Genomic DNA, 15,271 nt, shown 5'->3' with positions numbered 1-15,271 from the left:
AAGGAGACTGTATGGAAACCATCTATTTGAATAAGAGGAATTTGGCTGCTTATCAGGACATGGCAAGCTCAAATGTTTTGGCACTTGGATGTTTTGACGGTCTCCATCGTGGGCATGTAAAAGTGATTCAATCCGCATTGCAGGTAGCAAAGGAAAGAAAAGTCTCACTTTCAGTCATGAGTTTTTTTCCTCATCCGAAAACGGTCATCGGGGGGAAGGAGTGTTTTCACTATTTAATGCCGCAGTCCGAAAAAGAAAAAAGGCTTTGTGAACTAGGTGTGGATACGTTTTACCTTGTGGAGTTCGATAGAGACTTTGCAGGATTGTCACCTCAAGCATTTATTAAGGAATACCTAATCAAACTGGGTGTTACTCATGCAGTAGCAGGTTATGACTTTTCGTATGGCAGCCGTGGAGCAGGGAATATGGAAACATTGAAACAAGATTCCGGAGATATGATTGATGTAACTACGGTCGAAAAGGTGGAGTATAAAGGGGAAAAAATCAGTTCGACTCGTATCAGACAACAACTGTTAGACGGTAAGGTCGAAGAGCTTCCCTATCTAATCGGGCACTCTTATGAAATAAAATGTGAATGTGCTGGATTTGTTTTAACACCCTATTCGAATTATACACTCCCTGCTCCTGGGCGCTATGAAGTTACCTTGAAAAATAAGTGGAACTCTTTGCAGACCGAAGTGGTTGTAAACGAGAAAAGCGTAATGCTTACGAGTAAAAATCAAGTTCCATTATGGCTTGAAGGAAACTTGACCATCGTCTGGAATCGGCAGATGAGGACTGAAAGAGATCAAACGGGGGAGGTTTTTTATGAATATTCAACAAACGAATCGAGTGCTTGAAGCCTATCAGCATTTACTTCAAGCAGAAAAAGACAGAAAGTCGGTCGCTCCACTTACAGATTTGTATCCTGAAATCACGATCCATGAGGCATACCGAGTTCAAATGAAAAGTATTGAACAGAAGGTTAAGGATGGACAAAATGTAGTCGGGAAGAAAATCGGGTTAACTTCATTTGCTATGCAAAAACTATTAGGAGTGGACCAGCCTGATTACGGTCATTTATTGGATAGTATGGAAGTTCCGAATGGCGGTACCATTCCAATGGATACCCTTTTTAACCCTAAGGTCGAGGGCGAACTTGCTTTTGTGTTGAAAAAGGATTTAAACGGCCCAACTGTTACAGTAGAAGATGTCCTAGAAGCCACCGAATATATTGTTCCTTCTATAGAGATTGTTGACAGCCGCATTACCGATTGGAAAATTAAATTAGAAGATACAGTGGCCGATAATGCTTCTTGTGGCCTTTTCGTGTTAGGATCTCAAAGGTTCAATCCAAAGGGTATGGATTTAACGAAAATCGAAATGAGTCTTTATAAAAATGGTGAGATCATGAATAAAGGGACTGGCGCAGATGTGTTAGGTCACCCAGCAGCATGTGTTGCCTGGCTGGCAAATAAGCTAGTAGAATATAATGTTTCGTTAAAAGCTGGGGAAGTCATTTTATCTGGGGCCCTTTCTGCAGCTGTTGCAGCTCAAAAGGGAGATGTCTTTACAGCTGAGTTTAGCCAGTTAGGAAAAGTGGAGGTTTCTTTTGGTTAAGTGCATTTATGAGGTAACGAACAGTTGGCGTAATCTGTCGTTGTTCGTAAACCTCGTAAATAAAAGAGGATTCATAGAATCATATTTTGTAATCGCTTTCTAGAATAATTCTCAAGTCGGATCCTACGTAAAAAGAGATAGATTCATATAAGGGGAGGGAAGTTGATTATATGATTGGTGATTTTAAGTCCAAATTTCCAAATCTCTTTAAAGCAACCGTTTTTGGTTCAGCTTTATCGATGATAGCTGGCTGCTCGGCGAATTTTACCGGTGAAAAGGTAGTAAAGGCGGATTCGAATTCAGATAAATCATCTAATGATAAGAAGTCCGTTAAAGATGAAACACAAGGGGAAAAACCAAATGTCATCTACATCGTTTTGGATGACTCTGGCTATTCAGATTTAGGTGCTTATGGTTCAGAGATTAAGACACCGAACATTGACCGGCTAGCTGAAAATGGACTTCGGTACAATAACTTTCATGTGACGCCGCTTTGTTCGCCAACAAGGGCCTCGTTGTTAACTGGAAGGAACAATCATGCGGTAGGAATGGGCCAGGTTTCCAACTTTGACCTTGGCCCAAGCTTTCCAAATCGAAGAGGAGAACTTGTCCCTGAAGCGGGAACTGTTGCCGAAGTGCTCTCTGAAAACGATTTTACAAACTACGCCCTTGGGAAGTGGCATATCCTTCCAACAACAGAAGTGACGCCTGCGGGTCCGTATCATAACTGGCCATTAGGAAAGGGCTTCCATCGTTATTTTGGAAACCTAGAAGATTCCTCGGATCAATATCGTCCAGAGCTTGTCGAAGACAATACGCATATTGAAACACCTATTGAGAAAGACTTTCATTATTCCAAAGCGATTGTAGAAAAGGGCAATCAGTATATTATTGACCATGTTTCTATTCAACCTGAGAAGCCATTCTTTATGTACCTAGGATTTGGGGCGCAGCATATGCCACACCAAGTACCGCAAGAGTACATAGACAAGTACGATGGCGTTTATGATGAAGGCTGGGAAAAGGTACGACAAGAGCGTTTTGAAAGACAAAAAGAAATCGGTCTTATTCCAGAAGCTGCTGAATTAGCTCCGCCAAATCCAGGCGTTCAACCATGGGATGAGCTGTCTAAGGATAAGAAGGAAGTGTATACGCGTTTCATGGAAACGTATGCCGGGTTCTTAACGCATACGGATGAACAAGTTGGAAAAATGATGGATGTTTTAGAGAAAACCGGAGAACTAGACAATACCATCATTGTGTTAATATCAGATAACGGTGCAAGTTCAATTGGTGGCCCCAATGGTTCTACTAGCCAAGCAATTGCTTACAACGCGTTGCAAGAAGAGTTCCAAACGGTGCAAGGAAAGCTTAATCAAATCGGCGGGGAATCAACCAATGCAGATTATCCTGCCGGCTGGGCACAAGTGAGCAACACGCCATTTAAAATGGTGAAAAATACAACCTATGCGGGTGGAATTCGGACACCTATGATTGTACACTGGCCTGAAGGAATTGAAGACGAAGAAGAAGGAAAAGTAAGAACCCAGTTTACGCATGTAAGTGATATCACGGCAACGATTTATGATGTACTAGGTGTCGAGTCGCCTAAAACCTTAAAAGGAGTCGAACAACTGCCAGTCACTGGGACAAGCTTTGCCTATACCTTCAAGGACGGCAATGCCGAGTCTAAAAAGAAAACGCAATACTTCGAAATGAGTGGAAATCGCGCTATCTATCATAAGGGCTGGAAAGCGATTGCCTACCATAAAAAAGGCCAGGACTTTGAAGACGATGTTTGGGAACTCTACCACGTGGATGAAGATTTTTCAGAAATGAATAATCTTGCAGACCGAGAACCGAAGAAATTGGAAACGTTGGTGAAATTATGGGAGAAGGAAGCCAAGGAGAATAATGTCTTCCCGCTTACCGAACATTTTCTCAATTCATTTACGAATCTGCCGGAAGATTCTCAACGAGCAAGAAAAACGTTCACGTTTTTTCCAGAAATGACACACGTAAGTGAATCGGCAGCACCTTTTACGGTCAATCGTTCATACGAGATTATAATACCGTTCGAATATAAACAAGGTGATCAAGGGGTACTGTTAGCCCTTGGAAATGATAAGAGTGGATATACATTCTATATTAAGGACAATCATTTAATCTATGAACATAATTCTGGATTTGCTCGTTATAACATTGTTTCGGACAAAGAGCTAACCGAAGGAAAACTGACACTTCGCTTCCAATTCGATAAAATGGCTAATAATGAAGGGATTGGCACCCTGTATATGAATGATGAGGAAGTAGGGAAGACTCAAATCAAAACACTTCCATTCAAAATGGCCTTTGAAGGCTTAGATATTGGGGAAGATTTGCTGTACCCGGTGAGCCCAGAATATGAAAACCTAGGGACATTCCCTTATACAGGGAGCATAGAGAAAGTCGTTTATACGTTTGAAGAAGCAGCCATGGTTACGATTCCATAAATATAGAAGGAATGTTAGGGGTACAGAGGCAATGCCTCTGTACCTTATCCATTAGAGAAATAGTAGAAGCGGGGGACAAGGAATGAATCTGCTAAAACAACGAGAAGATAATTTTCATATCATCGCAAAACCAAGCGGCCCACTATGTAATTTGGATTGCCATTATTGTTTTTATACAGAAAAGGAAGCCCTGTTTCCAGGACAACCAAGCTATAAAATGTCTGATGCAACATTAGAAAACTTTATCCGAAATTACATAAAATCGCAAAAAGCCCCAGAAATCCCTTTTGTTTGGCAAGGGGGAGAACCAACCTTAATGGGTCTTGATTTTTATAAAAAGGTCGTCCAATTCCAGAAGAAATATGCCGGAGGCAAAAAAATACTAAACTCTTTACAGACAAATGGCATGTTGCTCAATGATGAATGGTGTAAATTTCTAGCAGAGAATGATTTTCTTGTCGGCCTCAGCATCGATGGACCGCCTGAGATCCATGATCATTATCGGGTAAACCGTGGGGGGAAACCGACATCAGACCAGGTGCTATTTGGTCTATCGCTCTTGCAAAAATACAATGTTAGCTATAATGTCCTCACCTGTATAACAAAGGATTCTGCGCCGCGGGCACTCGAAATCTATCGATATTTTAAAGAAAAAGGGGTTCAATATCTTCAATTTATCCCGATTGTAGAACGACTGCCAGATGCAAAAGCATTGAAATTAGGACTTCGCCATGCAACACCCCCGTCTTTGACACAATCGGAGGTACAGAAGGCCGTTTCTCCTTGGACGGTAGGCTCCGAGCGATACGGCGATTTTCTGATTGAGGTCTTCGATGAATGGGTTCGAAATGATGTTGGGAAAGTTCATGTGATGAATTTTGAATGGGCACTTGCGTCTTGGCTTGGTCTTCCTTCGCCCATCTGTTTATTTTCAGAAACGTGCGGGAATGCAGGGATTATCGAACACACTGGGGACGTTTACTCATGTGATCATTTTATGTACCCTGAATATAAACTCGGAAATATCTCCGAAGATTCTTTAAAGAAAATGATGAGTTCTCCACAACAGAAAGAATTTGGAAACATTAAAAGAGATACCTTGCCAAAGCAATGTCAAACCTGTGAAGTACGCTTTGCTTGTCATGGTGAATGCCCAAAACATCGCTTCCTTCTCTCTGATGATGGCGAGCCCGGATTAAATTATTTATGTGTGGGTTATAAAAAATATTTCTCTCATATTCATCGATACATGAAAGTCATCGTCCAATTACTCGAACATAAACTACCCGCTTCTGACATCATGCAGGTCATCAAAGGACCGTTAATAGTGAGAAACTGATAGATTCTACCTGAAGAAAAGTTGATAAACTTCTAAATGAACATACAATAACAAAAAGAAAAGATTACAAATACTACAATCTTAATTACTCACAAATACTTATTGTGAGTATTTTTTAGTTTTTAAAACGACGAACCAAAACGACATTGAACGACAATGGGACGGTTCCGACGGTTCAATAATGTTGAACACTGACAAAAAATACCACAAGAACCGACCCCCAGTCCCCCAAGTCCCCAGATTTCTACAAATATCATATGGACGGTACTAAGGGTTATAAAGTATGATTAAAATTGAGAAAATTTTTACTAGTTTATCGTATTTATGGGGAGGAAGTATGAAATTTCGAACGAAGCTTTATACGAGCATAGGGTCATTATTGTTGTTCATTACGATTATTGTTGTGATACTTATGAACATGCTTGAGCAATCGACCGTTAAAATGAACGTGGTGATTAGTGAATTAAATGAGAGAATTGAAATTGCCTCAACGATAAAAGAAGAAACTTCACTCATATCAGGAGTATTAAATACCATGCTGAGAGATCGTGGAGAGACAATTAATCTAGACCTGTTGAATGCATGGGAAAATTCAAATTCAAATTTACAAGTGGCGATTGATGCACTAGAGAAAAGGGACACCCAAGAGAAATCTCAGGAACTTATTGGTAAATTTAGAATCTTACATGAATCCTATCGGAATTTGGGTCAGCAAGCGTTGTTAGAAAGGAAAATTAATCCAAATGCCGAACTTACTCCTGCTTTTTTGACTGACTTGGAACGATTCAGTCAAAGGATGGATCAAATGGCAGAACTGCTTCATGGCCTACAAGAACAAGGGATGAAGAATGAACTGTTACGTTCCAAAGACACCTATAATTGGGCAGTTGAAAATATATATATCTACTTAGTCATCGGCTTAATCATTGGTATTAGTTTTACCATTTGGATCATAAGAAGCACCAGCAGGAACCTTCACAAGGTAACGGATGTGATGAAACAGGCAGCGGCAAGTGATTTTGATACATTGCCGCGTATTGAGATTACCACAAAAGGGGAACTGAGTGAAATCGCAGTGGCCTTTAATAAAATGGCCCAAGCACTTGAGAAACATAGTAAAATGGAGAAACATGTAAAAGAAGAAGCAGAAGAACTGAGTTGGTTGAATGGACAAATTGCTAAAATTGCTACACTGTATCCGGAAGTAGAAAATGTACAGATGCTCGCACAGTTGCTTATCACAAAGCTAGTACCCATGGTCGGAGCGAGTTACGGTGTCTTCTATTTAAAGGAAGGTAACAAAAATGATGAATATTTAACAAGAATGTCTTCCTTTGCCTCAATGGGTGGTGAGCAAGAAAGAAAGCAATTTCGTATAGGAGAGGGATTAATTGGGCAATGTGCACTTTTAAAGCGTCCCATTCATTTAAACCAGGTTCCCGATGATTATTTGAAAATCGGTTCAGGTTTGGGAGAAGCTTCCCCTAAAACGATTATGATTTTACCTGTTTTATTTGAAGACCAAGTACTTGCGGTAATTGAAATTGCCTCTTTTGAGACCTTAACCCCTATACAAATAAAACTGCTTGAAAAAGTGAATGACAATTTAGGTATTAAAATCAATACGATCATCAACCACATGAAGGTTGAACAATTATTGCAAGAATCACAAGCCTTGACTGAAGAACTGCAATCCCAATCAGAAGAACTCCAAATGCAGCAAGAGGAGTTAAGGACGACAAATGAAAAACTAGAGGAACAGTATGAAGCGTCTAAACAAAAGAACTTCGAAATACAGGAGGTCAGTGCAGCGCTTGAGGAAAAAGCCCAGCAGCTCGAACTTAGTTCTAAATATAAATCTGAGTTTCTAGCAAATATGTCTCATGAACTACGAACACCTCTGAACAGTTTGCTCATTCTAGCACAAATCCTCTTTGAAAATGGAGAAGGTAATCTTACATCGAAACAGCAGGAATACATTAAAACCATTTACTCTTCGGGAAATGATTTATTGAATTTAATCAATGATATTTTAGATTTGGCCAAAGTTGAATCTGGTAAACTAGATGTAATATCAAAAGAAGTAGAATTGAATCAGTTGAGAGATTTTATCTATCGTCAGTTTGCACCGATTGCAAATCAAAAGAAAGTTCATTTTTCAATTGAATTGGACAAAGCATTGCCAATGACGTTCTTTACGGATGAACAACGACTGCAGCAAATCCTAAAAAATCTACTAGCCAATGCGTTTAAATTTACGGTAAGCGGGGGTGTCTCCTTACAAATCCGTGGTGTCATGAAAAACATCTCCGGGAATGGGGGAGAAGGAAAACGATTGGAACGAATGTTTGCTTTCTCGGTAAAGGATACGGGTATTGGTATTGAGGAAGAAAAACAAGGGACCATTTTTGAGGCTTTCAAACAAGCAGATGGGACGACAAGTCGGAAATATGGCGGGACGGGATTAGGTCTTTCGATATGCAGGGAACTTGCTCAGTTATTAGGAGGGTTTATCGAAGTTTCAAGTGAAATAGGTAAGGGAAGTACATTTACGTTATATTTGCCAAACCGTCAAATGAATAATGAAATAGTAAAAATGCCTACCGCTAGAACGGAAGCAGTGGTCAGTTTGGAAGAGAACTATTTACTAAACAGTGATGTTCAAGTTTTAAAAGAAGAGCCAATGATTAATCATAGGAAATCAATCCTGAAAAACAAGAAAATTCTTATTGTTGATGATGATATCCGTAATGTTTATGCCTTAACGATTGCGCTAGAAAATCATGATATGGAGATTTTAGTTGCGGAAAACGGCAGGGAAGCATTGGAAGTTCTGAAGGAACATCACAATACGGACTTAATACTAATGGATATTATGATGCCGGAGATGGATGGGTTTGAAGCCATCCAACATATACGTAAAATAAGGCTCTTTGAAACAATACCGATTATCGCACTTACCGCAAAGGCGATGAAACATAGCAAAGAAGAATGCTTGGAAGCAGGAGCTACCGATTATATTAGCAAGCCGATTAACCTCGATCAGCTGTTCTCATTGATGCAAGTTTGGCTGTTTACAAAGGAGGAATAGAAAATCGCACAGGTAAAATTAAAAGAATCTAGTAGTCTAGTTCAGACTGAAGAAATTGAGAGGATTGAAATCGAGTTATTACTTGAGGCTGTTTTTCGCTTATATGGGTATGATTTTAGAAACTATGCCTTTCATTTTATTCAAAGAAGGATTAATCACCGCGTTCAGATTGAAAGACTATCAAGTATATCCGCGCTACAGGAAAAAATTCTTCGTGACCCAAGTATGATAGCGAAGTTACTTTCCGACTTTTCTATCAATGTGACGGAGATGTTTCGGGATCCTTCCTTTTTTAAGAGTATCCGGACAAAAGTGGTGCCTTTATTAAAGGATTTTCCCTCGATAAAAATATGGCATGTTGGCTGTTCTTCAGGTGAGGAAGTGTATTCAATGGCAATCCTCCTGCATGAAGAAGGCATATACGATAAAACAAGAATCTATGCAACTGATATAAATAAGAATGTTCTCGACAAAGCAAAACAGGGTACCTTTCCGTTGGAAGGGATGAAGCTTTATACAAAAAACTATATTGAAGCAGGAGGAAAACAGGCCTTTTCTGAATATTATAAAGCCATTGACGATAAGGTTTGTTTCCACCCATTTCTTCAGAAAAATATGGTTTTTGCCCAGCATAATGTGGTATCCGATCATTCTTTTAATGAGTTTGATATGATTATATGCCGAAACGTTCTTATCTATTTTAATAAGAACCTTCAAAATGATGTTCATCAATTAATCTATGAAAGCCTAAGCACATCAGGTTTTCTTGGCCTAGGAAAAAGAGAGGGGGTAAAATTTACACGTTATGAAGACTGTTACAGAGAATTTGATGGACCAGAAAGGCTTTATAGAAAAATTAAATAATACACCTCCTCAAAAGGTGAATATTTTAATGGTGGATGACCATCCAGAAAATCTTCTGGCATTAGAAGCAGTGCTCACTTCACCAAACTACAATCTTATTAGCGCCTACTCAGGAAAAGAAGCATTAAAATGCATGCTTCAATATGATTTTGCGGTCATTTTACTAGACGTTCAAATGCCTGGACTCAATGGCTTTGATACGGCAAAGCTTATAAAGGCAAGAGAAAAAACAAAAAATATCCCGATTATTTTTATTACAGCGATAAGTCAAGAGATGGAACATGTTCATCAAGGATACTCCGTAGGTGCGATCGATTATATTTTTAAACCTTTTCAGCCAGAAACATTGAAAAAGAAAATTGAACAGTTTGTGAAAATCCATCAGAATCATCAAGAAACCATTATTCAGACGGATCTAGGACATTTGCTTGAGCTGAATAAGGTCAACAAAAGGTTAGATAGAACCACTCTCAATTTACGGCGGACAGAGGCATTATCAAAGGCTATAAGTGAAACGATCACCGATACCATTGTCACGTTTGATAATCAAGGTTGTATTCTTACCGTGAATCCGGCCGTCACTAGCATGTTTGGCTACGAGGTAAAGGAATTGCTGGAAAAACATGTTATGAAGCTTTTTCCTAAATGGGAGGATGAAGTGTTAGGTGACCTATCCACATTCCTTTCTGTGATTAGACAATCGGTAGGAAAGATCGTTGAAGTAGTGGCTTGCCGAAAGGATAAAGGCTGCTTCTTCGCGGATCTGTTAATTGCTTCAACCATCATTGAGGATGAACAGATTTTTGTTTGTACCATTCGAGATGTAACCGAAAGAAAGCAAATCGAAGAAGTGAAAAAACAGCAATTTCATAATCTAGAACATATCGTCGAAGAGCGGACGCTTGAGCTAACCAAGTCAAATGAGAAACTGCAAAAAGAAATTGATGAACGAAAAAGAATGGCCGACCATCTGTTACGTTCACAACAAAGGTTTCGAAAAATCTTTGATTCCAGCCCCTTATTAAAGGCGATTCTTTTACAGAAGGATCTTACATTCATCGACATCAATGCCAGCTGGACAAGTTTCACCGGTTATAGAAGTAACGAGTTGATCCATCAAAAAATTAATTGTAAGCATTTTATTGATGAAACAACCGGGAAATCTATTGATTTCTATAAGAAGATTCGAAACAAGAAAATAAAGTATGGGACGAAAGACGGGGAAGTCCGCTCAGGGTTATTATCCACTGAGATCATTGATATCGATTCTGAACCATGTACGCTCGTGGTATTGAATGATATTACAGAAAGGGTCCATCTCGAGAATGAAATGTACCGGTTGGACCGATTAAATTTAATTGGCGAGATGGCAGCTGGTATTGCTCATGAAATAAGAAACCCGATGACAACTGTTCAAGGATTTTTACAGTTATCAAGGAATAAAGCCGATCACTTATCTCCTGATTTTATCGATTTAATGCTAGAGGAATTGAATAGAGCAAATTCGATTATTACCGAATTTTTGAATCTAGCAAAAAATAAAATCAGTGTCAAAAAGAAGCAAAACGTGAACGCCATAATTGAAGCTTTATCTCCTTTAATTCAAGCGGAAGCGTTACGTTCGAATAAACAGCTTTCGCTTGAATTAGGAGAATGTCCTGACATCTCGCTCGACGAAAAAGAAATTCGCCAGCTCATCTTGAATATTGCCTTAAATGGATTAGATGCGATGACCTCTAATGGAATTTTGACCATTAAAACCTATCAAGACAAAGAGACGGTAGTCCTGCAAATAAAAGATGAAGGCAAGGGAATCGACCCAGAGGTATTGTTAAAATTAGGGACACCTTTTTTTACAACAAAGGAAACAGGAACAGGTTTGGGGTTAGCCATTTGTTATAGTGTAGCCAAACGACATGACGCCCAGATTGATATTGAAACAGGTGATAAGGGAACCACTTTCTCTGTTGTATTTCAGCTCATTCCCAGCTCACCCAACGCTTAGGTTGATTCTTTAACAAAGAGAGAGGGGGAGGATGCTGTGTTAAAGAAAGGGAAAAGTATCTTGGTTATTGTTGCAGTCATTTCTGTCATTGTTCTAAGTTTTATATCCGTATCTTTTGCTGATAAAAAGCCGAAGGTGGTCGTTGTGTTAAAAGCAGCCGACTCACAATATTGGGAAATTATGAAGGCCGGTATCGAAAAGGGGTTTAAAGACTTTGGGATTGATGGAAAGGTACTGGTACCCAAAGAAGCCTCACCAAAAGAACAAGTAGAATTATTAAAACAGACCTACAATGAAAAGCCCGATATAATCATAACGGCTCCTTACAATTCATCAGTTGGACCGATACTAGAAACATTCACGGATATACCTATTCTACTAGTAGATACAAACCTTACCATAAAAAACAAAACCGCTTATATCGGAACCGATAATAATGACTTAGGTAAAAAAGCAGGAGCCTTCTTAGCCTCCCAGCTGCAGCCAGGCGATAAGGTTGCAATTATCGGTGGTGATATTTCATTCTCGGTGTTTAGGGAACGGGTGGATGGTGCAAGCCAATCATTAAAAAATGCAGGAATGGAAATCGCCTATACCAAAACAGGAATACCGGATGATCCCAAAGAAGTCCAAAAGGCGATTTCAATGGTTTTGCGTGACCATCCAGATATTAAGGGTGTGGTAACCTCACATGACACGATTGCGTTACCCGTTGTCAAGGAATTAGAGAAACAAGGGCTCTTAATACCAGTCATTGGCCCGGATGGTCTCACCGAAATGCTTAAGTTTATTGCAGACGAAACCCTCCCTGGTACCATGGCCCAAAACCCGTATGATATGGGCTATTTAAGCGTCGAAACCGCCATGAAAGTGATTAAAGGAGAAAATATCGAACCCTTCGTGGATAGCGGTGTCGACATTATCATAAAAGAGAATGCGCTGCAAAGATTAAATTTTTATGAGAAAATTCTGAAGTAAATACCTATTTCAATGTTACTAAGAAGTTTGTTAATTAGAGAATGGAAAAGCCAATGATTGTGTTAGAATCATTGGCTTTTCTCGTCGTTTAGGAATTTATTAGATCCCCCGTTACGTTAAATAAGACAGATTTCCTTACAGTCCAAACGGAACAGCAGGTTGGTCAAAGACCACTTATATTGCCATCTTTCACTTCAAATACAATTTAGTTGGATATGCCCCACTAAAACAGGCGATGCAGCGGCTGCTGGTGTCTGCTAAATCTACATCTACGGCCTCTAATAACCCCTCTGTACTTAAAAACGCTAAAGAATCTGCTCCAATCACTTCTCCCATTTTTCGTTCATGCTCATGTTTGTTGGCAAAAAGCTCATCTTTTGTTGGCATGTCCACTCCATAAAAACATGGATTTTTAACCATAGGGGAGCTAATTCGTACGTGGACCTCTTTGGCGCCTGCTTGACGAATCAATTGAACAATGCGTTTGCTTGTCGTTCCCCGAACAATCGAATCATCGATAAGCACGACTCTCTTATCCTCGAGAATTTCCCGTACGGCACTTAATTTTAGACGGACGGCCAAGTCACGTAATTCCTGGGTCGGTTCAATAAAGGAACGGCCTGCATAAGGGTTTTTGATGATTCCCATTTCATACGGAATTCCTGATTGTTGGGCATACCCCATCGCTGCAGGGACACTAGATTCTGGCACGGCAACTACAACATCCGCTGGTGCCGGATGTTCCTTTGCTAGAATTTGGCCCAACTCTTTCCTGATCGCTAAAACACTTCTTCCATGAATCACACTATCTGGACGAGCAAAATAAACGAATTCAAAAGAACAAAGGGAAACCTCGCCTTTTTCCGCAAATCTTCCTGTTTGTATTCCCTTGTCATCAATAAGAAGCCATTCACCCGGTTCAACGTCTCTCCAGAACTTAGCGTCTACCGCATTTAATGCACATGTCTCGGAAGCCGCGACAATGGAATCACCTATTTTTCCGAGGCTAAGAGGGCGTAACCCATGACGATCTAGGGCAACGAGCATTTGTTTTTCTGTCATGATCAGTAAAGCGAAGGAACCGTCAATCCGCTTAAGCACTTCGGGTCCAGCTTGATTAAAATATTTTTTACTGGACCGTGCGATGAGGTGGGCGATAATTTCTGTATCCGTTGTTGTCTGAAAAATGGCACCTTGTTGCTGGAGCACTTTCCGTTCGATATTGGCATTCACAAGATTCCCGTTATGGGCAACGGCCAAATCACCCTCACTATATTTAAAGACGAGGGGCTGTGCGTTTTGTAATAAACTAGCACCAGATGTGGAATAGCGGACATGGCCAATGGCCATATTTCCGGTTAATCCATCAAGAATCTCACGTGAAAATACCTGGGTAACTAATCCCATTCCTCTGTGGTGCCTGAATGATTCCCCGTTACTCGCCACAATTCCGGCACTCTCCTGACCTCGGTGTTGAAGTGCATGAAGTCCATAATAGGTTAAATCGGCCGCTTTGGGGTGATTAAAAACTCCAAATACCCCACATTTCTCCTGCATTTCTGAATCCATTTTGTCTGCCTCCCGTGATGTTCATTCCCTTATTTTTGGCGAAAGAAAAATTTCTATCCTTTTATATTTATTTTCAAGTAATCACCGTGTAAAGATAAAATTTTTATTAGGTATTAAAAGTAAAGGAACGTCATTCAGGATAACTTAAGATTATTAGCTTGTCTGATTTTAGGAGGAAAATGCTGTGAAAGTAATCAAACCCGGCTCAAACATTGGTATTTTAGGGGGAGGACAGCTAGGAAGAATGATTGTAATTGCGGGGAGGAATATGGGATATCGCTTCAACACGTTAGACCCGACACCAGATTCTCCCTGTGGACAAGTTGCAGATCGTCAACTGCTCGCTCCGTTTTCCGATGTAAATGCTGCAAAAGAATTAGCAGATCTCTCAGATGTTATTACGTACGAATTTGAGAATGTTGATTCTGATGTAGCCTCAATCTTAGAAACAACATCTTACGTACCACAAGGAAGTGGACTCCTTAAAATAACACAAAATAGAATTCGGGAAAAAACAACGTTACAGTCCTTCGGTGTGCCTGTTGCTCCTTTCAAGGTCATTGAAACCGAAAAAGACATTTACTCCGCTACCGAACGTCTGGGACTTCCTTGTATAATGAAAACCGCAACAGGGGGCTACGATGGGAAAGGGCAGTGGGTTATTAGAAGTAAAGATAATATAAATGTGGCGATTGAGGCTTGGAATAAATCGGGTATGGACATGATCATTGAACAATTTATCCCGTTTAGCAAAGAATTATCGGTGATTGTTGCCCGTAATGTACAAGGTCAAACGAAGACTTTCCCTGCAGCGGAAAATGTACATATTAATAATATCCTGCATCAGTCCATCGTTCCTGCCAGAATTACAAATGAGCAAACGATTCAAGCAGAAACAATCGCTTTGAAAATAGCTGAGTCCTTACAAGTAGTAGGATTAATTGCAATAGAAATGTTCCTAACGAATGATGGTAAAATCATCGTGAATGAGTTAGCACCAAGACCACATAATTCTGGACATTATTCAATGGATGCCTGTATAACGTCTCAATTTGAACAACATATTAGGGCAATATGTGGACTGCCTTTAGGAGATACTACTCTTTTGAGTCCGATTATTATGGTGAATATTTTAGGTCAGCATGTAAGTAAAGTGCTAGATAAAATCGACCAGCTTCCACCAACTGCCAAAATCCATTTATACGGTAAAAAGGAAAGCGTGGAAAATAGGAAAATGGGCCATATTAATTTTTTGGGTGCAACTCTTGAACAGGTGAACCAACAAATCAATGACCTTCAAATCTGGACATAAA

At 39.8% G+C, this 15,271-nt stretch carries 10 protein-coding genes; 9 read left to right on the top strand and 1 reads right to left on the bottom strand.

What is annotated here, in order from left to right:
* Window positions 1-11: 11 nt before the first annotated feature.
* The 8 genes from QFZ28_RS16830 (at window position 12) to QFZ28_RS16795 (ending at window position 12,389) form a co-directional block, all read left to right on the top strand.
* The gene (locus tag QFZ28_RS16830; protein WP_307195704.1) at window positions 12-860 is read left to right on the top strand and encodes an FAD synthetase family protein; all 849 of its coding nucleotides are present in this window, start codon (window positions 12-14) and stop codon (window positions 858-860) included.
* Window positions 829-1,620, top strand: coding sequence for a 2-keto-4-pentenoate hydratase (locus QFZ28_RS16825; protein WP_307195703.1), 792 nt, complete (start codon window positions 829-831; stop codon window positions 1,618-1,620). The genes QFZ28_RS16830 and QFZ28_RS16825 overlap by 32 nt, the downstream gene beginning before the upstream one ends.
* Before the next feature lie 170 nt (window positions 1,621-1,790).
* Window positions 1,791-4,112, top strand: a complete 2,322-nt coding sequence (locus QFZ28_RS16820) for an arylsulfatase (RefSeq protein WP_307195702.1) — start codon at window positions 1,791-1,793, stop codon at window positions 4,110-4,112.
* An 82-nt stretch (window positions 4,113-4,194) separates the two neighbouring features.
* Window positions 4,195-5,451: an anaerobic sulfatase maturase gene (locus QFZ28_RS16815; protein ID WP_307195701.1), complete on the top strand. Its 1,257-nt coding sequence runs from the start codon at window positions 4,195-4,197 to the stop codon at window positions 5,449-5,451.
* 337 nt (window positions 5,452-5,788) lie between these two features.
* A complete protein-coding gene (locus QFZ28_RS16810; protein WP_307195700.1) occupies window positions 5,789-8,542 on the top strand; it encodes a response regulator in 2,754 nt (917 codons plus the stop codon).
* A gap of 3 nt (window positions 8,543-8,545) precedes the next feature.
* The gene (locus tag QFZ28_RS16805) at window positions 8,546-9,406 is read left to right on the top strand and encodes a CheR family methyltransferase (RefSeq protein ID WP_307197050.1); all 861 of its coding nucleotides are present in this window, start codon (window positions 8,546-8,548) and stop codon (window positions 9,404-9,406) included.
* Complete coding sequence (locus tag QFZ28_RS16800; RefSeq protein ID WP_307195699.1) at window positions 9,348-11,411, top strand: PAS domain S-box protein; 2,064 nt, start codon at window positions 9,348-9,350, stop codon at window positions 11,409-11,411. Before QFZ28_RS16805 ends, QFZ28_RS16800 begins: the two co-directional genes overlap by 59 nt.
* 36 nt (window positions 11,412-11,447) lie before the next feature.
* Window positions 11,448-12,389: a sugar ABC transporter substrate-binding protein gene (locus tag QFZ28_RS16795; RefSeq protein ID WP_307195698.1), complete on the top strand. Its 942-nt coding sequence runs from the start codon at window positions 11,448-11,450 to the stop codon at window positions 12,387-12,389.
* Window positions 12,390-12,578: 189 nt separating this feature from the next.
* Here QFZ28_RS16795 and purF read toward each other — a convergent pair whose 3' ends face one another.
* Window positions 12,579-13,958, bottom strand: a complete 1,380-nt coding sequence (gene purF / locus QFZ28_RS16790) for an amidophosphoribosyltransferase (RefSeq protein ID WP_307195697.1) — start codon at window positions 13,956-13,958, stop codon at window positions 12,579-12,581.
* 184 nt (window positions 13,959-14,142) lie between these two features.
* On the opposite strand from purF, the gene purK reads away from it, so the two are divergent.
* A complete protein-coding gene (purK, locus tag QFZ28_RS16785) occupies window positions 14,143-15,270 on the top strand; it encodes a 5-(carboxyamino)imidazole ribonucleotide synthase (protein ID WP_307195696.1) in 1,128 nt (375 codons plus the stop codon).
* Window position 15,271 lies beyond the last annotated feature (1 nt).

The sequence above is a fragment of the Neobacillus niacini genome (assembly GCF_030817695.1).
GTDB classification, from domain to species: domain Bacteria; phylum Bacillota; class Bacilli; order Bacillales; family Cytobacillaceae; genus Neobacillus; species Neobacillus niacini_F.
The sequence above is the reverse complement of the archived record's forward strand: the minus strand, read 5'-3'. Positions and strand labels throughout refer to the sequence as shown.